The 25,677-nt window shown below is 69.9% G+C and carries 27 protein-coding genes; 14 read left to right on the top strand and 13 right to left on the bottom strand.

All coding sequences use genetic code 11. The features are described 5' to 3' along the window. Positions 1 to 20: 20 nt before the first annotated feature. The 3 genes from ACFQVD_RS22625 (at position 21) to ACFQVD_RS22615 (ending at position 2,244) form a co-directional block, all read left to right on the top strand. A complete protein-coding gene (locus ACFQVD_RS22625; RefSeq protein ID WP_343975620.1) occupies positions 21 to 1,142 on the top strand; it encodes a sensor histidine kinase in 1,122 nt (373 codons plus the stop codon). After that, the gene (locus ACFQVD_RS22620) at positions 1,139 to 1,732 is read left to right on the top strand and encodes a response regulator transcription factor (protein WP_343975617.1); all 594 of its coding nucleotides are present in this window, start codon (positions 1,139 to 1,141) and stop codon (positions 1,730 to 1,732) included. Before ACFQVD_RS22625 ends, ACFQVD_RS22620 begins: the two co-directional genes overlap by 4 nt. Positions 1,733 to 1,926: 194 nt before the next feature. Next, positions 1,927 to 2,244: an STAS domain-containing protein gene (locus tag ACFQVD_RS22615; RefSeq protein WP_343975614.1), complete on the top strand. Its 318-nt coding sequence runs from the start codon at positions 1,927 to 1,929 to the stop codon at positions 2,242 to 2,244. 114 nt (positions 2,245 to 2,358) lie between these two features. Here the strand turns inward: ACFQVD_RS22615 and ACFQVD_RS22610 are convergent, their stop codons facing one another. From ACFQVD_RS22610 to ACFQVD_RS22595, 4 genes are all read right to left on the bottom strand, one after another. Then, positions 2,359 to 2,940 (bottom strand): TetR/AcrR family transcriptional regulator, encoded by a 582-nt coding sequence (locus ACFQVD_RS22610; RefSeq protein WP_343975611.1) that lies wholly within the window; start codon positions 2,938 to 2,940, stop codon positions 2,359 to 2,361. 151 nt (positions 2,941 to 3,091) lie between these two features. After that, complete coding sequence (locus ACFQVD_RS22605) at positions 3,092 to 4,696, bottom strand: aldehyde dehydrogenase family protein (protein ID WP_425580482.1); 1,605 nt, start codon at positions 4,694 to 4,696, stop codon at positions 3,092 to 3,094. Positions 4,697 to 4,875: 179 nt separating this feature from the next. After that, positions 4,876 to 5,487: an RNA-guided endonuclease InsQ/TnpB family protein gene (locus ACFQVD_RS22600; protein WP_343975608.1), complete on the bottom strand. Its 612-nt coding sequence runs from the start codon at positions 5,485 to 5,487 to the stop codon at positions 4,876 to 4,878. Positions 5,488 to 6,251: 764 nt separating this feature from the next. Next, a complete protein-coding gene (locus ACFQVD_RS22595) occupies positions 6,252 to 6,773 on the bottom strand; it encodes a hypothetical protein (RefSeq protein WP_343975605.1) in 522 nt (173 codons plus the stop codon). A 212-nt stretch (positions 6,774 to 6,985) separates the two neighbouring features. Between ACFQVD_RS22595 and ACFQVD_RS22590 the strand changes: the two genes are divergently transcribed. Beyond that, a complete protein-coding gene (locus ACFQVD_RS22590; RefSeq protein ID WP_343975602.1) occupies positions 6,986 to 7,609 on the top strand; it encodes a TetR/AcrR family transcriptional regulator in 624 nt (207 codons plus the stop codon). Positions 7,610 to 7,619: 10 nt separating this feature from the next. Further along, positions 7,620 to 7,841: a hypothetical protein gene (locus ACFQVD_RS22585; RefSeq protein ID WP_343975599.1), complete on the top strand. Its 222-nt coding sequence runs from the start codon at positions 7,620 to 7,622 to the stop codon at positions 7,839 to 7,841. On the opposite strand, the gene nucS is transcribed toward ACFQVD_RS22585, so the two are convergent. The 5 genes from nucS to ACFQVD_RS22560 form a co-directional block, all read right to left on the bottom strand. Continuing rightward, positions 7,838 to 8,497 carry an endonuclease NucS gene (nucS, locus tag ACFQVD_RS22580; protein ID WP_343975596.1) on the bottom strand — a complete coding sequence of 220 codons (660 nt, stop codon included), beginning with the start codon at positions 8,495 to 8,497 and terminating at the stop codon, positions 7,838 to 7,840. The two genes, ACFQVD_RS22585 and nucS, sit on opposite strands and share 4 nt — an antisense overlap. Positions 8,498 to 8,675: 178 nt before the next feature. Continuing rightward, complete coding sequence (locus ACFQVD_RS22575; RefSeq protein WP_343975593.1) at positions 8,676 to 9,830, bottom strand: ABC transporter permease; 1,155 nt, start codon at positions 9,828 to 9,830, stop codon at positions 8,676 to 8,678. Then, entirely contained in the window at positions 9,827 to 10,705 is an 879-nt protein-coding gene (locus ACFQVD_RS22570; protein ID WP_343975590.1) for an ABC transporter ATP-binding protein, read from the bottom strand. The genes ACFQVD_RS22575 and ACFQVD_RS22570 overlap by 4 nt, the downstream gene beginning before the upstream one ends. Continuing rightward, a complete protein-coding gene (locus ACFQVD_RS22565) occupies positions 10,702 to 11,025 on the bottom strand; it encodes a winged helix-turn-helix domain-containing protein (protein WP_343975587.1) in 324 nt (107 codons plus the stop codon). Before ACFQVD_RS22565 ends, ACFQVD_RS22570 begins: the two co-directional genes overlap by 4 nt. Continuing rightward, positions 11,022 to 11,480: a hypothetical protein gene (locus ACFQVD_RS22560; protein ID WP_343975584.1), complete on the bottom strand. Its 459-nt coding sequence runs from the start codon at positions 11,478 to 11,480 to the stop codon at positions 11,022 to 11,024. Before ACFQVD_RS22560 ends, ACFQVD_RS22565 begins: the two co-directional genes overlap by 4 nt. A 169-nt stretch (positions 11,481 to 11,649) precedes the next feature. On the opposite strand from ACFQVD_RS22560, the gene ACFQVD_RS22555 reads away from it, so the two are divergent. The 4 genes from ACFQVD_RS22555 to ACFQVD_RS22540 all read left to right on the top strand — a co-directional run bounded on the left by ACFQVD_RS22555 (position 11,650) and on the right by ACFQVD_RS22540 (position 15,122). After that, entirely contained in the window at positions 11,650 to 13,116 is a 1,467-nt protein-coding gene (locus tag ACFQVD_RS22555) for a 3-hydroxyacyl-CoA dehydrogenase family protein (RefSeq protein WP_343975581.1), read from the top strand. Beyond that, positions 13,113 to 13,433: an ATP/GTP-binding protein gene (locus ACFQVD_RS22550; RefSeq protein WP_343975577.1), complete on the top strand. Its 321-nt coding sequence runs from the start codon at positions 13,113 to 13,115 to the stop codon at positions 13,431 to 13,433. The genes ACFQVD_RS22555 and ACFQVD_RS22550 overlap by 4 nt, the downstream gene beginning before the upstream one ends. Before the next feature lie 34 nt (positions 13,434 to 13,467). Next, entirely contained in the window at positions 13,468 to 14,181 is a 714-nt protein-coding gene (locus tag ACFQVD_RS22545; protein WP_343975574.1) for an alpha/beta hydrolase, read from the top strand. A gap of 149 nt (positions 14,182 to 14,330) precedes the next feature. Beyond that, positions 14,331 to 15,122 (top strand): alpha/beta fold hydrolase, encoded by a 792-nt coding sequence (locus ACFQVD_RS22540; RefSeq protein ID WP_343975570.1) that lies wholly within the window; start codon positions 14,331 to 14,333, stop codon positions 15,120 to 15,122. A 162-nt stretch (positions 15,123 to 15,284) separates the two neighbouring features. On the opposite strand, the gene ACFQVD_RS22535 is transcribed toward ACFQVD_RS22540, so the two are convergent. Beyond that, a complete protein-coding gene (locus tag ACFQVD_RS22535; protein ID WP_343975567.1) occupies positions 15,285 to 16,565 on the bottom strand; it encodes a DivIVA domain-containing protein in 1,281 nt (426 codons plus the stop codon). Positions 16,566 to 16,721: 156 nt separating this feature from the next. Then, positions 16,722 to 17,183 (bottom strand): methylmalonyl-CoA epimerase, encoded by a 462-nt coding sequence (mce, locus tag ACFQVD_RS22530; protein WP_343975564.1) that lies wholly within the window; start codon positions 17,181 to 17,183, stop codon positions 16,722 to 16,724. A gap of 85 nt (positions 17,184 to 17,268) precedes the next feature. Between mce and ACFQVD_RS22525 the strand changes: the two genes are divergently transcribed. Both ACFQVD_RS22525 and meaB read left to right on the top strand, forming a co-directional pair. Next, entirely contained in the window at positions 17,269 to 18,456 is a 1,188-nt protein-coding gene (locus ACFQVD_RS22525; RefSeq protein ID WP_343975561.1) for an acetyl-CoA C-acetyltransferase, read from the top strand. Next, positions 18,453 to 19,406 carry a methylmalonyl Co-A mutase-associated GTPase MeaB gene (gene meaB / locus ACFQVD_RS22520; RefSeq protein WP_343975559.1) on the top strand — a complete coding sequence of 318 codons (954 nt, stop codon included), beginning with the start codon at positions 18,453 to 18,455 and terminating at the stop codon, positions 19,404 to 19,406. The genes ACFQVD_RS22525 and meaB overlap by 4 nt, the downstream gene beginning before the upstream one ends. Before the next feature lie 142 nt (positions 19,407 to 19,548). Here meaB and ACFQVD_RS22515 read toward each other — a convergent pair whose 3' ends face one another. Together ACFQVD_RS22515 and ACFQVD_RS22510 are read right to left on the bottom strand one after the other, a co-directional pair. Then, positions 19,549 to 20,226, bottom strand: coding sequence for a DUF4230 domain-containing protein (locus tag ACFQVD_RS22515; RefSeq protein ID WP_343975556.1), 678 nt, complete (start codon positions 20,224 to 20,226; stop codon positions 19,549 to 19,551). 55 nt (positions 20,227 to 20,281) lie between these two features. Beyond that, positions 20,282 to 21,706, bottom strand: a complete 1,425-nt coding sequence (locus tag ACFQVD_RS22510; RefSeq protein WP_343975553.1) for a hypothetical protein — start codon at positions 21,704 to 21,706, stop codon at positions 20,282 to 20,284. 291 nt (positions 21,707 to 21,997) lie between these two features. Here ACFQVD_RS22510 and ACFQVD_RS22505 point away from each other — a divergent pair, with 291 nt between their 5' ends. From ACFQVD_RS22505 to ACFQVD_RS22495, 3 genes are all read left to right on the top strand, one after another. Continuing rightward, positions 21,998 to 22,552 carry a MarR family winged helix-turn-helix transcriptional regulator gene (locus tag ACFQVD_RS22505; protein ID WP_343975550.1) on the top strand — a complete coding sequence of 185 codons (555 nt, stop codon included), beginning with the start codon at positions 21,998 to 22,000 and terminating at the stop codon, positions 22,550 to 22,552. Between the two features lie 330 nt (positions 22,553 to 22,882). After that, the gene (locus ACFQVD_RS22500; protein ID WP_343975547.1) at positions 22,883 to 24,550 is read left to right on the top strand and encodes an acyl-CoA mutase large subunit family protein; all 1,668 of its coding nucleotides are present in this window, start codon (positions 22,883 to 22,885) and stop codon (positions 24,548 to 24,550) included. Between the two features lie 46 nt (positions 24,551 to 24,596). Next, on the top strand, positions 24,597 to 25,532 hold the full coding sequence (locus ACFQVD_RS22495) for a tetratricopeptide repeat protein (RefSeq protein WP_343975544.1): 936 nt from the start codon (positions 24,597 to 24,599) through the stop codon (positions 25,530 to 25,532). Positions 25,533 to 25,677: the final 145 nt, after the last annotated feature.

Genomic DNA, 25,677 nt, shown 5'->3' with positions numbered 1-25,677 from the left:
ACCTCCAGCGGCTCCGCCGGATGACCGTTCTCTCCCTGAGCATGGGTATCGTCATGGCCTGGGCCGGTCCCCTGGGCGCGCTGGCGAAGGTGGACGAGCGGCTCCCGCTCACCCCACTGCTTGTCGGGGTGCCCGGCCTGGTGGTTTTCACAGTCCTCTCCCTGAGGATCCTTCAGGCGGCGGTGGCGGGGAGCAGCGCCGGAGGCGCGATCCTCACCTCGGCCATGGTCGCGGTGGTCCTCATGCTGACTCAGGACGGCCATCTCTGGTCCTGGGGGCTGCTCGCCCCGGCATGGGCGTCGGGTGCCGCGCTGCTGCTGAACAGGTCCGCCACGATCGCCGCCTGCGTCGCCGCGGCCGTCGTCGGCCCGCTTCTTACGTCACCGGTCGCCGATCTCGCCAACGTGTTCGCGCCGCCGTACGCGGACGATCCCCGCCCCCTCCTCATCATCTACCTCGTGGTGAGTGTGGTGGCGCCGTGGACGAACCGGTTCCAGCTCTGGTTCTGGCAGGTGGTCAGGGCCGCCGAGGAGGGCAGGGAAGCACAGGCCAGGCTGGCCGTCACCGAGGAGCGGCTCCGTTTCTCCCGCGACCTGCACGACCTGGTCGGGCACAGCCTCACCGCGATCGCGGTCAAGAGCGAGGTGGCCGTCAAGCTGTCGAGGGTGGACATCGGGCGTTCCACCGGGGAGATGGAGGAGGTGCGGACCTTGGCGCGGCAGGCGCTCAAGGAGATTCGCGCGGCGGTGCGCGGCTACCGGACCGTCGATCTCGCCGCCGAGCTGCGCGGGATGATCGCGGTGCTGGAGGCGGGCGGTGTCCGCTGCACGCTGAAGGAGCCGGGTGATCAGGTGCCTGAGAAGGCGGCCACGCTGCTGGCCTGGGTAGTGCGCGAGGGCACCACCAACGTGCTGCGGCACAGCTTCGCCACCAGGTGCCGGATCGCGATCACGATCCAGGAGGGGAACGCCGTGCTGGAGATGACCAACGACGGGGTGGCCGAGATAGACGGCGTCGGCGGCACCGGTCTCATCGGGCTGTCGGAGCGGGTAACCGCCACCGGCGGATCCGTCACGGGAGGCCCGGGGGGCCCGGGGGAGTTCAGGCTGCGGGCGACGGTTCCGCTGGAGGAAGCACGATGATCCGGGTACTGCTGGCCGATGACGAGCACCTGGTCAGAGGGGCGATCGCCACCCTGCTGGGCCTGGAGCCGGACATCGAGGTGGTGGCCGAGGTGGCCAGGGGGGACCTGGTGGCCGAGGCCGTGAGGGAACACCGGCCCGACGTGATCGTGCTGGACATCGAGATGCCGGGGATGGACGGGCTGAGCGTCGCCGAGACGTTGCCGGGCCACGCGGTGCTGGTGCTGACCAGCTTCGGCAGGCCCGGCTACCTGCGGCGGGCGCTCGCCGCCGGGGTGCGTGGCTTCATCCCCAAGGACACCCCCGCCGATGAGCTGGCGAAGGCGATCCGCAAGGTCTGGTCGGGCGGGCGCTACCTCGACCCGGAGATGGCCGCCTCGGCGATGATGGCCGGTGAGAGTCCTCTCACCGAGCGCGAGCGCGGCTCCCTGGAGCTGGCCGCGCAGGGGGCCTCGGTCGCCGAGATCGCTGCCTCGCTCCATCTCACCCAGGGCACCGTGCGCAACTACCTGTCCAGCGCCATCACCAAGCTGGGCGCGACCAACCGGATCACCGCCATACGATTGGCTCAGCAAAAAGGTTGGCTTTGATCCGAGTTTTATCTGTTGATTCGGGCACGGGGTTCTCATGTGGGTAAGAAGAGTGAATTCGGAAGCGGGAGAGGTTCGCGGCTTCTTGCACGCTGTGCCATCATATGGATGCGGTGCGTGATCGACTGGCTGCGGTGACGCACCGCCGTTGTGCCTGGCCACATCTCCTTCGTGGTCAGGCGTGAGGGGGAGGCATGCGCGTCTCTGGTAACTCACGGGCCCAGGTGGTCGGCATCGGGGCCCGTCTCGACGTGGGAACCGTCACCGGAGTGCGCCCGCGGCTGCACGAGGCGGTCGACTCCGGGCGCGGCGACCTGGTCGTGGATCTTTCCGGGCTGGAAATGATCGACGCCACCGGGCTGGGAGTGCTGGTGGGCACGCATCGCCGCGCTGTGGGCGCGGAACGCCGCCTCATTCTCAGGGGGGTGCCACCGAGGATCATGCGGGTGCTGGCGGTGACCCGGCTCAACCGGGTCCTCACCGTCGAGGACCCCATGGCCGCGGTGGCCTGATCCGGTCGCCCGTCGGAGTCCGGGACACCGGCGGCACCGGAACATATCGGAGGACGGGCCGGCTGAGGCCCGTCCTCGTCTCCGCCTCGTCGAGGCCGTACCAAGGTGACCCGGTCAGCCGGTGAAAGACCGGTAGAAAATGTGAACGGCAGTGCTGATCATGCTCTCGGTCGAGGGTGGGTCGTCGGCCAGCACCCACTCGATGAGCAGCTCCTGGATCGCTCCGATCATGCCCAGCGCGAGCAGGTGCCGGTTGGCCTTGACCGCCTCCGGCAGATCTGCGACGTTCATTTCGATCATGGCGGTGAAGGCCGTGACGGCCAGCTGCCGTGAGCTGACCAGACAGTCACCGGCTCTGCGCACCTCCAGATGCATGATCCTGGCCCGGCGCCTGTCTTCGGTGACGAAATTGATGTATCCCGAGATTCCCGCCTCGACCCGGGTGGCCAGGGTGTCGGGGGCCTGTTCTATGGACTTCGCCACCGATTGCAGCGTCTCGTGCACGCATCGGTCGTGCACGGCCCGCATCAGCTCGTTACGCCCGGAGAAGCATTCGTAGAAGGCGCGGTTGGAGATGCGTGCCGCGGCGCACAACCTCTCGATCGTGGTTTCGGGGAATCCTGGATCGGAGTAGAGGTTGTACGCCGCGGAGATCAGACGTTCCCGACGTTCCGCCAGCCGCTCCTCCGCTGACATTCCCCGATAAGACCGTCCGTTCATGTCAAGCCCCTGAACGTCGGCATAGGGTTGACAAATAATCGCTTTATCACTTCCACCTCATGGCTCTGGCCCCCAGAATCAACCATTATGGGTGCAAGATCCTTTTTGTGGAAGGGGCGCTGTGGTATTACCTGCGTCGTCCATGCAAGAAGGTGACAAGCCTGACCAGTCGGTCAAGTTCCTTCTGGCCACGGGTGAACGAGGTGAGGTTCATCCCGGGCAGCGCGAAGCGCTGGCGGGAGACGGCCTTGGGGCGGGCGAACTCCCGCAGCCCGTCCGCGCCGTGAATACGGCCGAATCCGGAGTCTCCGACCCCGCCGAACGGCAGCGCGGGGATCGACGCGAAGGAGATGATCGAATTGATCGCGGTCATCCCGCCGCGCATCCGGCGAGCGAGTTCCAGAGCCCGCCGGGTGTTTCCCGAGAAGACGGTCCCGGCCAGGCCGTACGCGGTGGCATTGGTCTTCTCCAGTGCCTCCTCCACATCGGCGACCCGCTTCACCGTCACCGTCGGGCCGAACGTCTCCTCGCGGACCGCGGAGGAGTCCTCGGGCACGTCCTCGACGATCACCGGGTCGACGAAGGGCGCCCGGACCGAGTCGGTCCCGCCCAGCACGGCCCTGCCGCCCGCGACCGCGTCGTCGATGTGCCGCCGGATGATGTCCAGCTGGGCGGGCATGGTGATCGGGCCGTAGTCGCGTCCGGCCCTCACCTGCCCGGCCCGATCGGTGAGTTCCTTCATGAAGGCGTCGTAGACCGCGTCCACCACATAGATCCGCTCCACCCCGACGCAGGTCTGGCCCGCGTTGGACAGCGCGCCCCACAACGCCGCGTCCGCGGCGGCGGGCAGGTCGGCGTCGGCGTCCACGATCAGCGCGTCCTTGCCGCCGCACTCGGCGACCAGCGGCGTCAGGTTCGTCGCGCACGCGGCCATCACCCGCTTGGCGGTGGCGGTCGACCCGGTGAAGGCGATCTTCGCCACCCCGGGATCCCCCGCCAGGGCCGCGCCGGTCTCGCCCAGCCCGGTGATGGTCTGGAAGACCTGGCGCTCCGGTACCGCCTCGGTGAACAGCGTGGCCAGTAGCACGCCCACGCCCGGGGTCAGCTCGCTGGGCTTGAACACCACCGCGTTCCCCGCGGCCAGCGCGTAGGCGATCGACCCCATCGGGGTGAAGACCGGGTAGTTCCACGGCCCGATCACCCCGACCACCCCCAGCGGCAGGTACTCCAGGGTGGCCGCGAGGTTGGCACCGACCAGTCCGGGGGAGACCCGTCGCATCCCGAGCACCTTGTGCGCGTTCCTGGCGGCCCAGTCGAGGTGGGTGATGGCCAGGACGACCTCCAGGGTGGCGTCGGCCTCGGGCTTGCCCGTCTCCTCATGGACGAGGCGGGCGATCCTGGTCAGATCACGGGTGAGGACCGCCTTGTAGTCGAGCAGCCGGCGCCTGCGCTCGGCCCGGTCCAGCCCGGCCCACCACGCCGCGGCGATCCCGGCCTCCGCCACCGCGGCGCGCACCGCCGCGGCGTCCTGGATCGGGTGGGTGCCGACGACGGCACCGGTGGCTGGGTCGAGAGAGTCGAAGGTGCGCTGTCCGGTCGCCGTGGTCAAGGTCGTCTCCTCTGTGCCGTGACGGATGCCCTGGAAGGCGAAACGCCGCTCGGGGAGGTCGGCGCCCGCCGGAAAGGCGAGATGCGCGGCGCCCGCCGCCCCGGCAGCGGGCGGTACGGGCACGTTCCGCTCACGATAGACCGTAAGTCGTTGCACAGTAAACCATTACTTACAAGCTGAGCTGTCCACCTGCCGGGGCATCTGCCGCCCGGTTCCGCCGGTCATCGACGTTCTTCCGCTGTTGTCGGATCTTTGAACTCCTCCCCGGCCTGAAGGCCGTGGATTCTTCCTGTCGCGTCGGGCTAGGCGGCGCGCGGGGGTTGACGCTTCACAGACCGGGCATTCCCGAAGTCTCCACGTCCTGACACCGGCGTTCCGACGGCGTTGTTGATATTGATCGCGGCGTTGGTGTCGGCATGGCCGACCCAACCGCACGCGGGATTGGTACAGGCGTACCGTGTCCCGTCCCGGGCCGCCGCATCACGGTGGCCGCACCGGTGACAGGTCTGCGAGGTCCCCCGCGCGCAGACCTTCACCACCTGGCCGCCCCGCTCGCAGGTCTTGTACTCCAGCAGGGTGACCGTCCGGCCCCATGCTTCCCCGGCGATCGAGCGGTTCAGCCCGGCCTTCTGCGCGACGTTCACGCCGGGGTCCTCGATCGTGCCCCTGGCCGAGCGGACCATGTTCGTGATCTCCAGGTCTTCCACCACGATTACGCTGAAGGTGGCGGCGAGTTCGGTGGTGGTCTGGTGCTGCCAGTCGACGGCTCGGCGCTTGGCTGTCGCGCGAAGCCGGGCGATCCGGTCGTAGGTGCGGGCCAGCCGACGCGAGATCGGCTCACCGCGCCGGCGGGTGCGTCGTTGGCGGGCCGCTTTCTTCTCCAACCGGCGCAGGTGTTCCCTCTGCTGGTCCACTACTCGCCGAAGATCGTCCCCTCCAAGCTCGTCAACTCAACCAAAGGGCCTCTCGACGCGGATGCTCGGCAAGGAATACAGCGCTCACGTCCGCCGGTACCTGTGGGGCGGGCATTTGCGGTCCGGCTCCTCCTTCGCCGCAACCGCGAGCGACGCACCGCTCACGGCCCCAAGGAGTACATCGAACAGCAGCAACGACCCGTGTGAGCCGGCCTGCTCGCGGGCACGGAAGGCCAGGGCACGCTCGCGCCCTGGCGGGCACTCCCGCGTGGGCTTTCACCCCCGGCGTGAACGCCGGAGCACTGGCCCACAGCTCGGTAGAAGAGGTACCGTACGGACCTGCTCGCCTGCTGGCAGATCTTGGCGTTCTCCCGGGCGGCGGAGGCGGTTGCCGGATGAAAGTGAGTCCGGTCAACGTGACCATGGCCACAAGTGCGATGGCGGCCTTTTTTCAGGCGCTTCTCTTCTGCTGATACGGCACGGCGGGGACGGACTGCCTGTTCTGGGTGCCGGAAATCGCGTCTCTGGATGAGGACTGGGCGCAATATCGTTTGAGGGCAGGCTGAAATGAGGCCGAAGGTGGGATTTCCGGTAGCGGGCCGGATCTTGCCTGTCAGCGCACGGTGGTTTGCCGTCCGCGCAAACCCCGAAAACACCACACTCGCGAGCTCGTTGACATCGCGCATGGCTCACAGTGACGCAGAGGGATGTTCCGTCACCGCCGAATCTGCGACAGAGCCGAAAACCGTACAGTCCCGAACCGCTCAGGGGTAGCTCACATAGAGGACCTTCCACCCGCCGCTCTCCACGCAGTGCAGCGATGGCCTGGTGCCTTCCGGGCGCTTGCCGTCGGTGCACGCCTTGACTTCGAGCTGGTGGACATTCGGGTAGGAGAACTCGAAGGTCATCGCGGTCTTGCCCTTGCAGTTCCGGTAGTACTTCATGGTGGGCAGCAGGCTTCCGTCGGCGGTGCGATAGGTGATGCGGAAGAGCCCGAAGGCGCAGCGGAAGTCGCCCGTGGTGTGGTTGGTCACATTGCCTTTCACGTGGGCGGTGCCGACCGGCTGGAAGAGGTCGGGGTGGATGCCGGTTATCTCGTAGGTGCCCTTCGTCGAGGCCTCGAACTTGTCCGTGGCGGGGTCGTAGTCGTACCTGAGGAACGAGCCGGATTCCGGCCAGTCGGCCGCCGCGGCCGGACGCTGCACGTCCGCGTGGGCGGTGACAGGCGCGGGTGCGGTGATAGCCGTGGCCATGACGAGCCCGGCAAGGAGGGGGGTGCCGATCACGGTAGGTCCTCTTTCTGCGGCTTGGGGATGCGTCGGTGGCCGGCCCCGGCGGTGCTGCCGGAGCCCTGGAGCCGGGTGGCCGAGGGCGCGCCGGTACCACTCCAGGCTCTTGTGCACGCTCGAGACGGGCGGCTTGACGTGGTGTAACCCGCCCAGGACGGCCGTGAACCATCTCATCTTGTAGTGCCACTTTAAAGTGTTACTCTAAATCGATGGAGGACGTCAAGAGCCCCAAGCGGCGCTCGGCACAGACCAGAAGCCGTATCGTGAACGCCGCGCAAGGGCTGTTTGTGGTGCGCGGCTATGCCGGGACGACCTTCCAGCAGATCGCCGACGCGGCAGAGGTATCGGTGCAGACGGTCTACTTCCACTACGGAACCAAGAGCCAGCTGCTCAAGCACGTGGTCGATGTCGCCTCTGTCGGAGACGACGAACCCGTGCCGCTGCTGAAACGGCCCTGGTTCGCCGCCTTGCAGGCGGCGCAGGACCCGATGGCGGTGGTGCGGGGATGGGTGCACCAGAGCGGCGTCATCCTCGACCGGGTCGCCCTCGTCCTCGCGGTGGTTCGCGACGCGGCGGCCGGCGACCCCGACATGGCCGCCCAATGGGCCGCCAACAGCGAGCAGCGGCACACCGCTCACGGGGAGGTCGTCGCCATCCTGGCCCGCCTGCAGGCCCTGCGGCCCGGCCTGACCGAGGGCCAAGCCACCGATATCACGGTCGGGCTGCTGTCGCCGGATCTGTTTCTGGTGATGACCCGCGAATGCGGGTGGAGCACGGCACGGTGGCAGGACTGGAGTGCCGACCAGCTGTGTCACGGGCTGCTGTCACCCTGACGGCCGGGGTGTGCGACGTGCCGCACCGGACTCGCTCAGCGCACCGGGCGGCCTGACCGCTGTCCTGGCGCTGCGCCGCCTGGAGCCAACGGTGACGGTCGCGACCGGCCTTTCGCCACTCGGCGCCGTCGGTGTGGCGATGCTCGAAGAAGACGTCATCGACGACCCGCGCGACGTGAGGCCCTCCGCCGCCACCTGCGTGCGGGCATGGCCCGCCCGTAAGCCCTGTTAGAACAGCGTGTCGTTGCGCTCGATGCCGCGTAGTTCGTCGTAGTCGAGGGTGACGCAGCGGATTCCGCGATCCTCGGCCAGCGTCTTGGCCTGCGGGGCGATGCTCTGGGCGGCCAGGATGCCGGTCACGGGGGTGAGCAGGGGGTCGCGGTTCATCAACTCCAGGTAGCGGGTGAGCTGCTCCACGGCGTCGATGCCGGCGCGGCGCTTGAGCTCCACGGCCACGGAGGCGCCCGTGTGGTCGCGGCAGAGGATGTCCACCGGGCCAATGGCCGTCATGTACTCGCGGCGGACGAGCGTCCAGCCCGCACCCAGGGTGGTGATGTGCTCGGCGAGCAACTCCTGCAGGTGGGCCTCGACACCGTCCTTGATGAGCCCGGGGTCCACGCCCAGCTCGTGACTGGTGTCGTGGATGATCTCCTCCATGGTGAGGACGAGCTTCTCACCGGTCTTGCCGTGGGTCACCGTCCAGGTGCCCTCCTCCTCGCGGAGCTTGCACGGCGGGTTCATCCAGTTCAGCGGCTTGAAGGCCCGATCGTCCGCGTGAATGGAGACGCTGCTGTCGGCCTTGATGAGGATGAGCCGAGGCGCCATCGGAAGATGGGCGGTGAGCTTCCCGACGTAATCCACGCTGCACCGCGCGATGACCAGACGCATGACCGAACCCTATCGGCCCGGCGGAGCCCGGATCCCCGCGATCCGTCAGGCCGGGCGGGCGGGGCGGTGTGCGGGCTCGGCGTTCGAACCGGCACGCCGTCGACCCGCGGGTCCGCGCCGGTCCCGTCCGTACGGGCGGCCCACGTGCCGGGGCACCGGTACGGACGGGGTACGGACCTCAGCGGACCGCCTCGGAGAGTTTGACGCGGGCACCGGTGCGCAGGACGGCGCGCTGGTAGATGCGCGCGCCGAGCAGGAGCGTGCCCACCGTCGCCAGGAGCATCAGGACCGCGCCCGTCGCGATCTCCCAGGCGAGCACCTCGCCCCCGGCCATCCGGACCGGCATGACCATCGAGGAGAACGGCGGCACCAGCGACAGGATCCTGGCCACCGCGCTGCTGGGCTGGACCGCCGAGAAGTAGGCCACCAGGTAGGTGATCGTCATGAGCATCGTCATCGGTGTCAGGACACTGTTCGCGTCCTCCTGCCTGGACACCAGCGACCCGAGCGCCGCCGCCAGCGCGGCGAAGAACGCGTAACCGAGGATGAACCAGAACAGGGTGCTGATCACGATGCCCGTCATGCCCGGAGGCAGGTCGGCGGTGAGGCCGGTCGCCACCGCCGCGCCGAGACCGGCCACGATGATCACGACGAGGTTGGCCAGCGCGAGCGCGCCCAGCCCCACGATCTTGCCGCCGAGTAGCTGCCAGGGGCGGAGCGAGCTCAGCAGGATCTCCACGATCCGGCTGCCCTTCTCCTCGATCACGCCCATGGCGACGTACATGGAGGAGTAGATGAGCAGGAAGAACAGGACCATGACCAGCAGGGAGGCGAGGCCCGTCCGGATGCCCGCGTAGCGGGTGTCGGCGCCGACCGAGACCTGTTCCAGGGGGGTGACCCGCATCGCCTGGGCCACCTTGGCCGCGTCCAGCCCCGCCTCGGCCAGCCGGCTCTGGGTCTGGACGGTCTGGTGCGCGTTCTCCAGCAGCAGGCCCAGCTCGCGGTCGACCTCGCCGTCGGCGAGCACCCTGCGGCCGTCCACCACCGCGGCGTCCACGTCGCCGGTGTCGACCGCGTCGCTCGCGGCGGTCTCGTCGGGGAACTCCCTGACGGTGACCGTCACGTCCTTGGCCGTGTCGGTCAGGGCCGGCCGCAGCGCCTGCGACTGCGGTCCGACGAGCGCCACGGTGTAGGTGTCGGGCCCGGAGAAGAGCTTGGGCAGGAACGCGAGCGCGCCGACCAGCACCGCGCTCACCACCAGCCCGATGACGAACGCCTTCGTACGGCCGCGCGTGACGATCTCCCGCCGCGCGACCAGCCACAAACCGTTCATGCGACGGCCTCCCTGAAGATCTCGGTGAGCGTGGGGCGCTGCCAGCCGAAGTGCTCGACACTTCCGGCCCTGACCGCGAGGTGCAGGATCTCCTGGCCGTCGTCCTCCACGCCCGTGACGAGGACCTCGTCGCCCTTCTCGACGACCTCTCCCGGCAGGGAGGCGGCCCAGCCGGGGGCGGCGCCCCTGACGACCACCCTGAGGGTGCCGCGCCCCTCCCGGTCGCGCAGCTCCTCGACCGCGCCGGTGGCCGTCATACGACCGGCGGAGATGATGCCGACCGAGTGGCAGAGCCGCTCGACGAGGTCCAGCTGGTGGCTGGAGAAGAGCACGGGCACGCCCGCTTCGCACCGTGCGGCGAGCACCTCGGCCAGCGCGTCGACGGCGAGTGGGTCGAGTCCGGAGAAGGGCTCGTCCAGCACGAGCACCTCGGGGGTGTGCACCAGCGCCACCGCGAGCTGCACGCGCTGCTGGTTGCCCAGGGAGAGCGCGTCCACCGTGTCGTTCGCGCGTTCGGTGAGCGAGAGCTGTTCGAGCAGGTCGCCGGTGGCCTTCCGCGCCCCGCCTGCGGTCAGGCCGCTGAGCCTGCCGAAGTACTCGACCTGTTCGGCGACCCGCATCTTCTGGTAGAGGCCACGCTCTTCGGGCATGTAACCGAACCGGCGCCGGTCTTCGAACGTCAGGGGCCGGCCGTCGCGGAGCACCGAGCCCGAGTCGGCGGTCAGCACGCCCATCAGGATGCGCATCGTGGTGGTCTTGCCCGCGCCGTTGGCTCCGACGAAGCCGAACATCTCGCCCGGTCTCACGGAGAACGTCACCCCGTCCAGGGCGGTCTTGTCGCCGTATCGTTTGTGCAGGTCGTTTATCTCGATCATGGGGGAGGTCCCTCGGTAAGGCGTCTCAGCACGGAGACGTAGTCATGGAACGCCCGGCGGCCCTCGTCGGTGAGGGCCAGCCAGGTGCGCGGGCGTTTACCCACGAAGGCCTTCTCCACGCGCACGTAGCCGGCCTCCTCCAGGGTGATGACATGCTTGGAGAGCAGGGAGTCGCTGACCTCGATGGTGTCGCGGAGGAAGCGGAACTCGGCCCTGTCGGTGGCCGCCAGCGCGGCCATGATCGACAGTCGGACGGGCGCGTGGATGACGTCGTCAAGGTCGTGCCGGGGGTGCGAGCCCGTACCGCTCCTGCCGCTCACCGCTCCGCCCGCAGCACGCGCCACGCCGCGTAGAGGGGCGGGACGCTCGCGCAGGCCGCCAACGTGACCAGCGTCGCGATCCAGCCGCCGCCCGGGTCGTCGGGGCGGAAGAAGACCCCGAACACGAACAGGGCCAGGACGGCGGCGAGGTAGGTGACCGTCACCGGCCCGGTGAATCTGTTGGCCCAGGTGACCTCGCGGTCCTCGATTCCCATCCGGCCGAGGTGCCGGGCGAACATGACGGTCAGCGTCACCCACGCCACCCCGGCCAGGGCCTGGGACCAGGCGGGGCCGAGATACATGATCGGCCAGTACGCGATCGTGGCCAGGCCGAGGACCGCGTAGAGCAGGCCCGCGACGCGTGCCGGTCGCCGGGTGCGCCGGTCGACCTCACCGATCCGCCGCAGGGCTTCTTCCGGTGTCAGGTCCTCTCCCACGACTCCTCCAGACTTCATGTACTCGAATACTAATTACTACTCAACTCCCATTCAAGTACTTTCTTTCGGCTCCCGGGATGTCCGACCGGCTTTTGGGTAGCCGATCCCTCTCTGGGAGACTGTTGCGGTTCAAGGAGCGGGCGGTTTGTCGCGCGGAGCGGGATCCGCGAACAGGGTGGGGAGAACGATGGCGGGCAGTTTCGAGACGGTCGGCGTGGTCGGCCTTGGCACGATGGGCGCCGGGATCGCCGAGTGCTTCGCCCGTGCCGGCATCGCCGTGATCGGCGTGGAGGCCGGCCCGGAGGCGTTGACCCGAGGCCGGGGCCATCTGGAGGACTCCACGGGCCGCGCGGTCGCCAAGGGCAGGCTGAGCGAGGCCGAGAGGTCGGAGATCCTCGGCCGGGTGACCCTCACCGTCTCGCTGGAGGATCTCGCGGACGCCGACCTGGTGATCGAGGCCGTACCGGAGGTCATGGACTTCAAACGGGCGCTCTTCACCGACCTGGATCGGATCTGCAAGCCGTCCGCGGTGCTCGCCACCAACACCTCCTCGCTCTCGGTCACCGAGATCGCGGCCACCACCGGCCGCCCCGGCCGGGTGATCGGCATGCACTTCTTCAACCCGGCCCCGGTCATGAGGCTGGTTGAGGTGATCCACACGCTGATCACCGACGACGGCCTGGCCGGCGAGGTCGCCGATCTCGCGCGCCGGCTCGGCAAGACCCCGGTGACCGTCGGCGACCGCGCCGGGTTCGTGGTCAACCGGCTGCTCCTGCCCTACCTCAACCACGCCGCGGTCCTGCTGGAGAACGGCGTGGCCACCCGCGACGGCATCGACACCGCGATGCGGCTCGGCGCCGGGCTGCCGATGGGACCCTTCGCCCTGCTCGACCTGATCGGCCTGGACACCTCGTACGAGGTGCTGAGCGTGCTGTTCAGGGAGAGCCACGACCGCCGTCACGCCGCCGCGCCGATCCTGCGCGAGCGGGTCGCGGCCGGCCTGCTCGGCCGCAAGTCGGGTGGCGGCTTCCACCGGGCTTCCGAACCCGTGGCACCGACGGCGGACGAGCCCTCGGCCTGCCTGGTCGCGGTGCTGGGCGAAGGAGGCGACGCCTTCGCCGCCAGGCTCTCCGCCGCCGGCCTCAAGTCGGTGCCGGTGGAGGACGCGGAGGTGGTCGTCGCGCTGTCCAGCGTTCCCGTCGTCGAACTGGCCCCCGGGCTCCCGCACCCCGAACGCCTGGTCGGCCTGCACCTGGTGGGCGACCAGGTCGCCGAGGTCGCCTCCACCGCGCTCACCGGACCCGAGGTCGCGCGCGCCGCGGAGGGGCTGGTCCGGCTCGTCGGCTTGGTCCCGGTGCCGTGCCGGGACAGGGCCGAGTTCGTGGTCGACGCGCTCCTGTACCCGTACCTCAACGACGCCGTCCGGATGTACGACTCCGGCTACGCGACCCGCGACGACATCGACACCGCGATGCGGCTCGGCTGCGGCTACCAGACGGGACCGTTCGAGAAGCTCGACGAGCTGGGCCTGGAGACCGTCCGTGACGGCCTGCGCGCCCTGTACGCGGAGTACCGTGAACCGTTCCTCGCCCCCGCACCACTGCTGGAACAGCTTGTCGCGGCGGGGGTCCGGAGCTTCCGAGACCTGCCGTGAGCCCCCGCAGGGCCCGTCGGGCCGATCCGTTCGACCGCGGCGGCAACCGGGGGGCGGCCCGTCCTCTCGGCGGCTCCGTGCCCGGTGTCGACCGGACGGAGGAGTGGCCCGACGGTGACTGGCAGGTGCGGCGGGTCACCGGCGGCGCGGCGGACAAGGTCTACCGCTGCCCGGGCTGCGACCAGGAGATCAGGCCGGGCCTGCCGCACCTGGTCAGCTGGCCCGCCTGGCAGGGTGGCGAGGAGGAACGCAGGCACTGGCACACCGCGTGCTGGCGCAACCGGGTCAGGCGCGGTCCTGGCAGAAGCAGATACTGACCGGCGTGGATCGCCGGTCGCGATGAGGAGAGACATGGAGATCCGGGCCTCTACGGTGTTGCCCGCGCGCAGGGAGCCGATCGAGCTGCACACCGGTGACGGGCTGACGCTCGTCGGTGAGCTGGCCCTTCCCGCGGAGCGGCCTCCGGTGGCCACACTGGTCTGCCTGCACCCGCTGCCCACCCACGGCGGCATGATGGACAGCCACGTCTACAAGAAGGCGGCCAACCGGCTGCCCGCCCTCGCCGACCTGGCGGTGCTGCGGTTCAACACGCGCGGCACCACCTCCGAGCGGGGAACGTCCCAGGGGGCCTTCGGCAAGGGCGAGGACGAGCGCCTGGACGTCGTCGCGGCCCTGGAGTACGCCGAATTCCACGACCTGCCCCGGGTCTGGCTGCTCGGCTGGTCCTTCGGTACCGAGCTGGCGCTCAAGTGGGGCCGTGACCCGCTGGTGGAGGGGGCGATCCTGCTCTCCCCGCCGCTGCACCGGGCAGGAGACGCCGACCTCGACGGGTGGGCGGAGTTCGGGCGGCCGCTGATCGCGCTGGTTCCGGAGTTCGACGACTATCTCCGCCCCGAGCAGGCCCGCGAGCGCTTCGCCAGGGTGCCCCAGGCCGAGGTCGTCGGGGTGGACGACGCCAAGCACCTGTGGGTCGGCGAGCCGTACGTGCGGATCGTCCTCAACGAGATCGTCCTGCGGGTCAATCCGGTCGCCCATCCTCTCCCCACCGAGGTCGCCGGCTCGTAGCCGCCCTGCCCGGTTCGGGCCCGTCCCGGACCCCTCGTCGCCGTATCGCCTGCCGGGTCCCATTCGTTGACCGCGGAGTTACCACAACGTCATAAACGGTTGTGGAACCGGGGGTGCCAGATGGGGGCTCCGGGAATACGGTGGACGGCGTGCGGTTGTACACGCGATCGGCTGGAGAGGGGCTTCCGGTCGTCCTCCTTCACGCGTTCCCCCTGTCATCGGCCATGTGGCTGGCCCAGCGTGAGGGCCTGGCCGAGGTCTGCAAGGTCATCACCCCCGATCTGCGCGGCTTCGGCGGCTCGGTGCTGGGCGGGGACGACCCCTCCCTCGACGTGATGGCCGACGACGTCGTGCGCCTGCTGGACAGCGAGGGCGTCGACCGCGCGGTCGTCGGCGGCCTGTCCATGGGCGGCTACGTGACGATGGCCCTGTGCCGCCGCCACCCCGACCGGCTGCTGGGAGTGATCCTCGCCGACACGAAGGCGGGCGCCGACCCGGAGGCCGCGAGATCCAACCGCGAGCGGATCGCCGCCGCGGTGCTCCAGGAGGGCGCCTCCGTCCTGCTGAAGGAGTTGCTGCCGGGGCTGGTCGGGCAGACCACGGTGCGGAGCAGGGCGATGGTGTTCGGCCGGGTGCGCGGGCTGGTCCAGTCGGCTCCGCCGACGGCCGCGGCCTGGGCGCAACGGGCCATGGCCGGCCGTCCCGACTCCTTTGACACGCTGCGGGCGATCAAGACGCCGGTCCTGGTGATCGTGGGCGAGGAGGACGAGATCACCCCGCCCGCGGAAGCGGACGCGATGGTCGAGGCGGTGCCCGACGGGCGGCTGACCGTCATCGAGAAGGCCGGCCATCTCAGCGCGATCGAGCAGCCCGAGGCGTTCAACCGGGCGGTGGCGGAATTCGTCGCCGAGCTCGCCGGGGGATCAGCACCTCGCGGATGAGCAGGGCGATCGCCGCGGCCACCGGAACGGCGGGCAGCGCACCTGACGGTGACCGCTCCCGATGGTAGGTAAGCGGGACCGGTAGACGAGAGAGCCTGGTGACCGTGCGGGTCACCAGGCTCTCTCGTCAGCCGTCGTCAACGCCCCGGAGTCAGCGGCCGCCTATTCCTGCCACCACTCCGCGTCGTCGTCCTTCTCCGCCCTGGCGGGAGTCGGAACCGGCTTCTCGGCACCGTTGGTGGCGGCGGGGATGGCCGGCTTCGGCGGGGCCGCGGCGATCGCGGGCTCCGGGTCGGCGGCCGGGAGCGGCGCGCCACCGAGCAGCTGGCGCAGCTGCGCGAGGTGGCTGGTGATGCTGTCGCGCTGGCGGGTCAGTTCGTCGACCTGGCGCTGGGCGACGGAGCGGCTCCGCTCGGACTCCGCCTTGGCCTCGGAGACGATGGACTCGGCGCTCGACTTGGCCTCGGACACGACCTGGTCGGCGTTCTTGCGAGCGTTGGCCAGCAGCTGCTTGGCGTGCGTGTCGGCCTCGCGGCGGGTCTGCTCGGCCTGCTGGGTGGCCTTGGTGGCGCGCTGCTCGGCGGTGGCCGCACGCTGCTCGGCCTCGGCGACCAGCTTCTGGGTGGCGGCCTGCGCGGTGGCGTGGCGCTCGGCCTCCTGGCGCTCGGCCTCCTCGCGCCGGGCGGCGAGCTGGATCTCGAACTCCGCCTCGTCCTGGGCTCGCTTGGCCTCGGACTCCTCGAGCACCCGCTGGGCCTGGGCGCGCATCTCGTCGGCCTGGCGCTTGGCGGTGGTGAGGACCTCGTCACGCTCGCGCTTGGTCGAGGCGCGTAGCTGGGCCACCTCGCGCTCGGTGGTGGTGCGCAGCTTGGCGATCTCGCGCTCGGCGTCGGCGCGCTTCTCGGCCACCTCGTGGTCGGCGGTGGCCCGCAGCTTGGAGACCTCGCGCTCGGTGGTGGCGGTCAGCTCGTCGGCCTCGCGGCGGGCGGTCGAGCGGATCTCCTCGGCCTCGCGCTCCGCGGTGGTGCGCATCTCGTCGACCTCGCGGGTGGCGAGGGCACGCTTCTCCGCGGCCTCGTTCTCCGCGGCGGCGCGCAGGTCGGCGGCCTCGACCTTGGAGGCCGCCTTGATCTCGTTCGCCTCGGACCTGGCCGCCTGGACCAGCTCGGTCGCCTGTTCCTCCGCCAGGCGGAGCAGTTGCTCGATCCGGGCGCCGAGGCCGGAGTAGGTCGGACGCTCCTGCTCCTGAAGTTGGCGCTGGGAGTCGGACAGGTCCCGCTGCAGGTTCTGCACCTGCTCCCGGGATTGCCGGAGCTCGCCGTCGAGTTGCTTCAGGTGGTCGTGGACCTGGTGCCGGTCATAGCCCCGGAGCACCACGTCGAATTCCCGAGCGGGGGCGTCTTCAAAGAAATTGTTGAGCTGGGCGTCGATGTCGGACTGCATGGAGGCTCGATCCTGGGTTGTCGAGACGGCTACACGGGCCGGACGGGGGTTTCGGGCATCCGAGCGGGAGCCGGGGCGGGACCCACGTCCGGTGGTACGCCAGCGTACTCCGCCGTTGCCGAGTTGGCGGTCTCGTCCGACTTTATGCGCGACTTGTTACGTATCGGCGTTTCTTGCATTCGACATGGTCTCGGCTTGCCTTTCCGGAGCCTGTACGAGTTCGGTAAGCATTCCCCCCACGTCTTTGGGGTGAAGAAAGGCGATGGACGAACCCATGGAGCCGTGGCGCGGCCGTTCGTCGAGCAGCCGGACGCCTCTGCCGCCGATCGTGTCCAGGGCCTGCACGACATCCGGAACGCCGAAGGCGACATGATGCACACCCTCCCCGCGCCTCGTGAGAAATTTACCGACCGGCGTGTCGGGGCTGAGCGGTTCGAGGAGCTGGATATAGGATCCACCGCCCTCGCCGTCGGCGATGTGCAGCATCGCCTCCTTCACCCCCTGCTCGGTGTTCACCTCGCGGGCCACCACCGTGAGCTCGAAGGTCCGCTCGAAAAAAGCGATCTTCTCCTCAAGGTCGTGGCAGGCGATCCCCACGTGGTCGATGCGCATGAACATAGAGCCATCCTCCTTCAAGGTCGCCGATGTGCCCATGGGTATGGTGGCAAAGTCGCTCCAAGCCCTGTCAGGGAGGCCCCCTGTTATGTCCGTTTCCGTCATCGTCTCCGGGGCTCGAACCCCCATCGGCCGACTGCTCGGCTCGCTGTCCGGCCTGTCGGCCGTCGAACTCGGCGGCATCGCGATCAAAGCCGCACTGGAGCGTTCCGGCGTCGCTCCAGAGGCAGTGCAGTACGTGATCATGGGGCAGGTGCTCCAGGCGGGTGCGGGTCAGATGCCCTCCCGCCAGGCCGCCGTCGCCGCGGGCATCCCGATGTCCGTGCCGTCCCTGACGATCAACAAGGTCTGCCTCTCCGGCCTGGACTCCATCGCCCTGGCCGACCAGCTCATCCGGGCCGGTGAGTTCGACATCGTGGTCGCGGGCGGCATGGAGTCCATGTCGAACGCCCCGCACCTGCTGCCAGGCCTGCGCAAAGGCGTGAAGTACGGCGCCGCCGGCATCATCGACTCGATGGCCTTCGACGGCCTCACCGACGTCTACGACCAGGTGGCGATGGGCGAGTCCACCGAGCGGCACAACGCGCGCTTCGGTGTGACCCGCCAGGAGCAGGACGAGTTCTCCGCCCGCTCCCACGCGCTCGCCGCCGCCGCGATCAAGAACGGGGCCTTCGACGACGAGATCGTGCCGGTGACGATCCCGCAGCGCAAGGGCGAGCCGACGGTCTTCTCCGCCGACGAGGGCGTACGCGGGGACACCACGGTCGAGGTCCTGTCGCGGCTGCGACCGGCGTTCGCCAAGGACGGCACGATCACCGCGGGGTCCGCCTCGCAGATCTCCGACGGCGCCTGCGCCGTCGTCGTGATGTCCAAGGCCAAGGCCGAGGAGCTCGGCCTTGACTGGCTGGCCGAGATCGGCGCCCACGGCAACGTCGCAGGGCCCGACAACTCGCTCCAGTCCCAGCCGGCCAACGCGATCAAGCACGCCCTCGGCAAGCAGGGGCTCGTCGCCGGTGACCTCGACCTGCTGGAGATCAACGAGGCCTTCGCCCAGGTGGTCCTCCAGTCGGTCAAGGAGCTCGACGTCCCCCTCGACAAGGTCAACGTCAACGGCGGCGGCATCGCGGTCGGCCACCCGATCGGCGCCTCCGGCGCCCGCATCGTCCTCGCCCTCGCCTACGAGCTCAAGCGCAGGGGCGGCGGCCTCGGCGCGGCCGGCCTCTGCGGTGGCGGCGGGCAGGGTGACGCTCTGATCATCCGCGTTCCCCAGGCATGACCTCGGAGGTCTCCGACCTGGTCGCGACGGCCAGGGAGGGCCGACCCCGGGCCGTGGCCCGGTTGATCTCCATGGTCGAGAACGGTTCCCCCGGACTCAGGGAGATCACCGCGCTGCTCTGCGCCGACCGGCCACACCGGGCCCGGATCATCGGCCTGACCGGCCCGCCCGGTGTCGGCAAGTCGACCTCCACAGGGATGCTGGTACACGCGTTCCGCAGGCGTGGCATGAGGGTCGGCGTGCTCGCCGTCGACCCTTCCTCGCCGTTCACCGGCGGGGCGCTGCTGGGCGACCGGGTCAGGATGCAGGACCACGCCACCGATCCGGACGTGTTCATCAGGTCGATGGCGAGCAGGGGCCACCTGGGCGGGCTGGCGTGGGCCACGCCCCAGGCGCTGCGCGTCCTGGAGGCGGCCGGCTGCGAGGTCGTCCTCGTCGAGACCGTCGGTGTCGGCCAGGCGGAGGTCGACGTCGCCTCGCTGGCCGACACCACGGTCGTGCTGCTCGCCCCGGGGATGGGCGACGGCGTCCAGGTGGCCAAGGCGGGCATCCTGGAGGTCGCCGACGTGTTCGTGGTGAACAAGGCCGACCGAGAGGGCACCCAGGCCGCGATCCGCGAGCTCCGCAACATGATCGCCCTGGCCGACCGGCCCTGGAGACCGCCGGTCGTGCCGACCGTGGCCCTGCGGGGGGAGGGCGCCGAGGAGGTGGTCGCGGCCCTCGACGGCCACCTGGCCTATCTGGAGGGGTCGGGCGAGCTCGTCCGCCGCCGCCAGGCCAGGGCCCGGAACGAGATCGAGGCGATCGCCCTCACCACCCTGCGCTCCCGCTTCGCCGACCTGCACGGAGACCGGCGCCTCGACGTCCTCGCCGCCCGTGTCCTGGACGCGGAGCTCGACCCCTACACCGCGGCCGACGAGCTTCTGGCGGCGGCTGGGCGGCCGGGGTGATTCCCCGCACCGCGCTTCCCGGATCTCCGAGGTGTCCCGAGAGGGCGGCGCGCCGCCGAACCCGGTGAGCGTGGGCGGGCCCCGTACCGGCCGGAGCCGGCAGGCGTCCCGGCCGCCGAGGGCCGGGACGTGGGGGGGGGCGTCAGGTCTCGTCGGCGAACTTGACGACGACCTTCTCGAAGCCGAGACCCTTCAGCATGCCCTCAAGCATGATCTTGGTGTTCTGGTCGGCGCGGTTGCGCAGGTCGCTGGCCAGAGCGGCTTCGGCGATCTTCTTCTCGGCCAGCACGTAGAGTTCCTGCTGGTCCGAGGGGGAGGAGGACAGGAAGTCCTCGACCCGGTCCAGCAGGCCGCGCTGCTGGGCGTAGACATAGGAGCGCTTGTTGTCGAGGTTCGGCTTCTCCAGCTGGGCGCGGGGCAGCCTGACCGTGACCTCGGTGCGGTCGGGGGAGACCGTCAGTCCGCCGCTGCCGATGCCGCCGAAGTCGACGTAGGCGTCGACCCCCCCGGCGCCGACGAAGAGCGTCCGGCTGCCCTTGACCGCGTCGGGCAGGAAGGCGGCGTCCTTCTCCAGGTCGACCACGACCTGGAAGTTTCCGGTGGCGGCCTCGAAACGGCTGAGGTTGTGAATGGACTCCAGCAGCACGGGCTGGCTGCGGTCGATCGCGGTCTCGCCGAACGGGTTCAGCCACGACCAGGTCAGGCGAGCACCCACGACGAGAAGAACCATGACGACGAGCAGCCCGGCGAGGAAACGCCAGCGGCGCCTGCGAGGCGCCGCCTGGGGGGGCTCGGGCGGAGCTTCTTGGGAGGCTTTCACGAAGCTCTTCTTCCCCTGGGACCGACCTTCTCACGCCGAGCCTATGCCGATCTTGTCAACCTCGTGGCGACGGCGGCGTGCCGCCTTCGGCGAAGGGGGCACGCCACGGGGCGCCCGGGACGCCCGTCCCGGGCGGCGGTGGCCCGCCGGGTGCCTGGTGGCCGGGGCCTGACCTGGGCTCAGGCCCGGTCGAGGTGCCTCCCGCGCCCTGCCCGAGCTGGCCGTACTGTCCTGTCTGGGCGGTCTGCCCGGACTGGCCGCCAAAGTGAGTGCTTTGTAACCGGCAGCCGGTGAAGTCCGTGTAGTAGAGCCGGAGCCAGTCGCGCCGCTGGACGTCCGTGAGCCCCGAGAACCACGCCGCCGCGTACCGGTGTTCCGCGAGCGGCCCGCCGGGAAGCGGCTCACCCCGCAGCCACGCGGCCACGATGTCGCGGTAGCCCGCCGCGGGAGTGGCGTCACACCGCGCGGCCAGACCGTCGACGAACTCGTCGGCCGCCTTCTCGGCGAACCCCGCGGCCAGATCGTCCACGTGGATCGCGATCACGCCCGCCGAGAGGGCGGAACCGTCACGCCTGGGGTGCTGCTCCACCCGGGAGAACTCCCCGGGCGTCCCGGCCAGCCGGGAGGCGATCTTGATGAACTCCGAGCCCAGTTCGGGCAGTCCGGCGCGCATCCCCGGGTGCACGCAGACCATGATCGGCCACTCCTGGCAGCTGTAGACGATCTGCTGGGCCGAGACCGGCTGCTCCTCGGTGAACAGGCGGGCCATGCCGGTCCCCGCCGCCAGCACCGCGATCAGCGCGGCGGCCAGCACCAGGGCCTGGCGTGTCACGACCGCGGCCCAGCCGAGCAGGAGCGCCGCGCTGACCCCCACCAACCAGAGCGTCTGGTCGGTGAACGCCGCCGCGTTCAACCCCTGGAACGGGTCGTACGGCTCCCGCGTGGCGGGGGCCAGCCGGTCGGCCCAGGTCGGCCCGTGACACAGCCAGGTGAACAGGCTGTAGCAACCGAGTCCGGCCAGGACCGGCGTGATCGTCCATGGCAGCAGCCAGCCGACGACCCAGCCGATGACGACGTACAGCGCCAGCCCGGCCACGCCCATCACCAGGCCGCTGGGCAGCAGTCGCCCGGCCTGCTCGGTGATCATGGTCCTGACCGCCAGGACCATGACGGTGGCGGTGAACGCGCCACCCGTCACCACCAGGATCGCCAGCGGCGCCCGCACCGCCTGCCACGGGGTCAGCGATCGGCCACCCGTCCCGCGCCGCCTGCGCACCGCCACCCACGCGGCGAACGCGGCCGCCACCGGACCGGTCAGCCGGAGCGAGCCGATCACCGCGACGACGATGTTCTCCCACGCGCTGACACCGGGAACCAGGACGCTCCACGCCGCGACCACCCCGAGCACGAGCAGGATGGCGACCGCCATCAACCCGCTCTGCTGGAGTTCCTCGCGTGAAACGCCCCTGTGCTCACGCACCGGCGGGCGTGGTGAGAACCCACGCCGAGCCGGTGTAGCCGAAGTGCGTCCGGCGTTCGAACGCCGTCAAGTTGTCGTTCATCAAGCACCCCCCGTGCCGTGAATGTGCGGATGCCGGTCCCCTCGGCACCGGTCCGGCTCGCTTCCCCCGCAGGCCGGACTGAGTCAGCGCGGCCACTTGGCCACGGCCTCACCATTCGATGTGGGAACCATAACGGAGCGTGACGTTTGGCGTCCGGGTTCTTGGTGAAGCCATCAGGCCGGTGACTCTACGTATATGGGCGAATCGGGATGAGGCCGCGCTACCGTAGCCCTGTGGTTACCGGTCAGCTGAATCTCCCGTTTGACCCCATCGAACGTGCAGCGGAGACGTGGCGCGTTCACTTCGGGCCCTCCTCGGCCATGGCCGCCGTCACATCGATCATGAGAGCGCAGCAGATCCTGCTGTCGCAACTGGACACGCTGCTCAAACCGCATGACTTGACCTTCGCCAGGTACGAGGCCCTGGTGCTGCTGACCTTCAGCAGGACCGGGGCGCTGCCGCTCTCCAGGCTCGGTGAGCGGCTGATGGTCCATCCCACGAGCGTGACCAACACCGTGAGCCGTCTGGAAGGCGCCGGTCTGGTACGTCGCACGCCCAACCCCCGCGACGGCCGGGGGGTGCTCGCCGAGATCACCGACCGGGGGCGGGAGGTCGCCCGCGCGGCGACCGCCGACCTGATGGGGGCGGACTTCGCCATGCCCATGTACGGCGAGGACGAGCTGGACCAGATGTTCGACCTCCTCAGAACCCTCCGCGTCGCCGCCGGGGACTTTTTTGCCGGCGACGCTGACGCGTCGCGGTGAGGCCACGTGTCTGTGGCGACGCTAACGCGTCGCGGTGAGGCCGCTCTTATCCGGCTCCTTCCCTCGTCGGGTGGGGGCGTTCGTTCCTCACGACCCCACCCTCCTCAGTCCAGTCCCCGGCGCGGCCTCACGGGTGGTCCCTTGGGGCATGAGTCGAAGCACGTCCCTGTGGCTTTGGCGACGTCGGTGTGGCCTTGCGGGTGGTTTCCTAGAGGGAAACTGTGCGTTTCTGGGGCTGCCTGGGATTCTGGGCAAGGATTAGTAGGACGTCCTAGTATTTGTGTGAGGCCGCAAGCCGGGGGTAAGCCGCTGCCGTACAGGGGGTTGGCCATGGACGCTGAGCGGGTCGAGGCGGGGCGTGCGCGCTGGCAGGCGCGGTTCGACGGGGCTCGCAGGCGTGCGGCCGAGTTCCGCACCCTGTCCGGGCTCGACGTCGAGCCGGTCTACGGTCCGGACGGCGGTGATCCGCGGATGGAGCGCATCGGCTGGCCGGGGGAGTTCCCCTTCACCCGCGGTCTGCATCCCACCGGTTACCGGGGCAAGCCATGGACCATCCGGCAGTTCGCCGGGTTCGGCAACGCGCGGCAGACCAACGAGCGCTACAAGATGATCCTCGCCGCGGGCGGTGACGGGTTGAGCGTGGCCTTCGACATGCCGACGCTGATGGGCCGCGACTCCGACGACCCGCGATCGCTCGGCGAGGTGGGTCACTGCGGCGTGGCGATCGACTCCGTGCTGGACATGGACCTGCTCTTCGAGGGCATCCCGCTCGGCGACATCACCACCTCGATGACGATCAGTGGTCCGGCCGTCCCGATCTTCTGCATGTACGCCGTCGCCGCCGAGCGGCAGGGGGTGCCGGTCACCGGGCTCAACGGCACCCTGCAGACCGACATCTTCAAGGAGTACATGGCCCAGAAGGAGTGGCTGTTCGCCCCCGAGCCGCATCTGCGGCTGATCGGCGACCTGATGGAGTTCTGCGCGGCGGAGGTCCCCGCGTACAAGCCGCTCAGCGTCTCGGGCTACCACATCCGCGAGGCCGGGGCCACGGCCGCCCAGGAACTGGCCTTCACCCTGGCCGACGGGTTCGGCTATGTGGAGCTCGGCCTGTCGCGCGGCCTGGACGTCGACGTCTTCGCCCCCGGCCTGTCCTTCTTCTTCGACGCGCACATCGACTTCTTCGAGGAGATCGCCAAGTTCAGGGCCGCCCGGCGGATCTGGGCGCGGTGGCTGCGCGACGTCTACGGGGCCGGCACCGAGAAGGCCCAGTGGCTGCGCTTCCACACCCAGACGGCGGGCGTGTCACTGACCGCGCAGCAGCCGTACAACAACGTGGTGCGTACCGCGGTCGAGGCGCTGGCGGCGGTGCTCGGCGGCACCAACTCGCTGCACACCAACGCGCTGGACGAGGTCCTCGCGCTGCCCTCCACAAGGGCGGCGGAGATCGCGCTCCGCACCCAGCAGGTGCTCATGGAGGAGACCGAGGTCGTCAACGTCGCCGACCCGCTCGGCGGATCCTGGTACGTGGAGGCGTTGACCGACCGGCTGGAGGCCGAGGCCGAGGCGATCTTCACGAGGATCCGGGAGATGGGCGTCGACGGCACGATGACCTCGGGCATCCTGCGCGGCATCGAGGACGGCTGGTTCGTGTCCGAGATCGCCGAGGCCGCCTTCGACTACCAGCGCAAGCTGGAGAAGGGCGAGAAGAGGATCGTCGGGGTGAACTGCCACACGGCGTCCGTCGACGAGCCGCTGGAGACCCTCCGGGTGGGTCACGAGGTCGAGCGCGAGCAGAACCGCGTCCTCGCCGCGCGCCGCGCCGCCCGTGACCAGGCGGCCGTGGACGACGCGCTGGCCGCGATGAGGCGGGTGGCCGGGGGGAAGGGCAACATGATCCCCGCCATGCTCGACGCGGCCAGGGCCGAGGCCACGCTGGGTGAGATCTGCGACGTGTTGCGCGGTGAGTGGGGCGTCCACACCGAACCGGCGCGTTTCTAGCGAGGCCGCGTCGGGGCACCGGCCGGGATACGGCAGGATTGGAACCATGAGCCCAGCGGACTTCACTCGACCCGGATCGCTCTACGGCGCCGTCGATCTCGGCGCTCGCAAGCAGGCACTGGAGGCACAGGCGCGGCGGGAGAGCGCCGCGCAGGAAAGCGGCGGTGTTCCGGCACCGGTCATCGACGTCGACGACGCCAACTTCGCGACCGAGGTCGTAGAACGCTCCATGAACGGCCTCGTGCTGCTGGAGCTCACCGTCACCCGCGCCGAGCAGGCCAAACAGTACAGCCTGCTGCTGGAGAAACTGGCCGCCGAGAACGCCGGCCGGTGGATCCTGGCCAGGGTCGACGTTGAGATCAACCAGCAGATCGCGCAGGCGCTCCGGGTGCAGAACGTGCCCGCCCTGTACGCCATCTTCCAGGGACAGCCGGTGGCCGTGGTTCCGGGCATCGCCACCGAGCCGCAGCTCCGTGACTGGCTGTCGCAGCTCATGGAGGCGCTGGCGCAGTATCTCCCGCCCCCCACCGAGGAGGACCAGGGCAAGCAGGAGCAGCCGCAGGAGCCCTCGGTCGACCCGGACGTGCTCGCCGCCGAGCAGGCCGTCGACGCCGGCGACCTCGACGGCGCGGTGGCCGCCTACGAGCGGCTGCTGGCCCGTTCGCCGAACAACCAGGACGCGAAGCTGGGCCTGGCCGGGCTCGGCCTGATCCGCAGGACGCAGGACGTCGACCCGGCCGACCTGCAGAGCAGGCTGGCCGACCCCGCCGACATCGAGGCCCAGCTTCTGGCGGCCGACTTCGAGATGCTCTCCGGCGAGGTGGACAGGGCCTTCGACCGGCTCGTCGACGTGGTGCGCCGCACCTCGGGGGCCGAGCGGGACAGGGCCAGGGTGCACCTGCTCGGCCTGTTCGACACGCTCCCCGGAGACGACCCGTCCATCGCCAGGGCACGCAGGAACCTGGCCAGCGCCCTGTTCTGAGCATCCCGCCTCCGAGCACCCCGGCCCGGCGGCCCGCCCTCCGGGCCGTCCTCGGTGACAAGCGTCACATGGGCCGGGGCGAGGTGTTCCGTGACCGCATCTACACGTGCGGGTCCGCCACCTCCGGTGCGTACACGCCCCTGGT

It is taken from the genome of Streptosporangium amethystogenes subsp. fukuiense, assembly GCF_042665875.1.
GTDB lineage: Bacteria > Actinomycetota > Actinomycetes > Streptosporangiales > Streptosporangiaceae > Streptosporangium > Streptosporangium fukuiense.
Note: the sequence above shows the minus strand (reverse complement) of the source record. Positions and strands in the feature narration are given on the sequence as shown.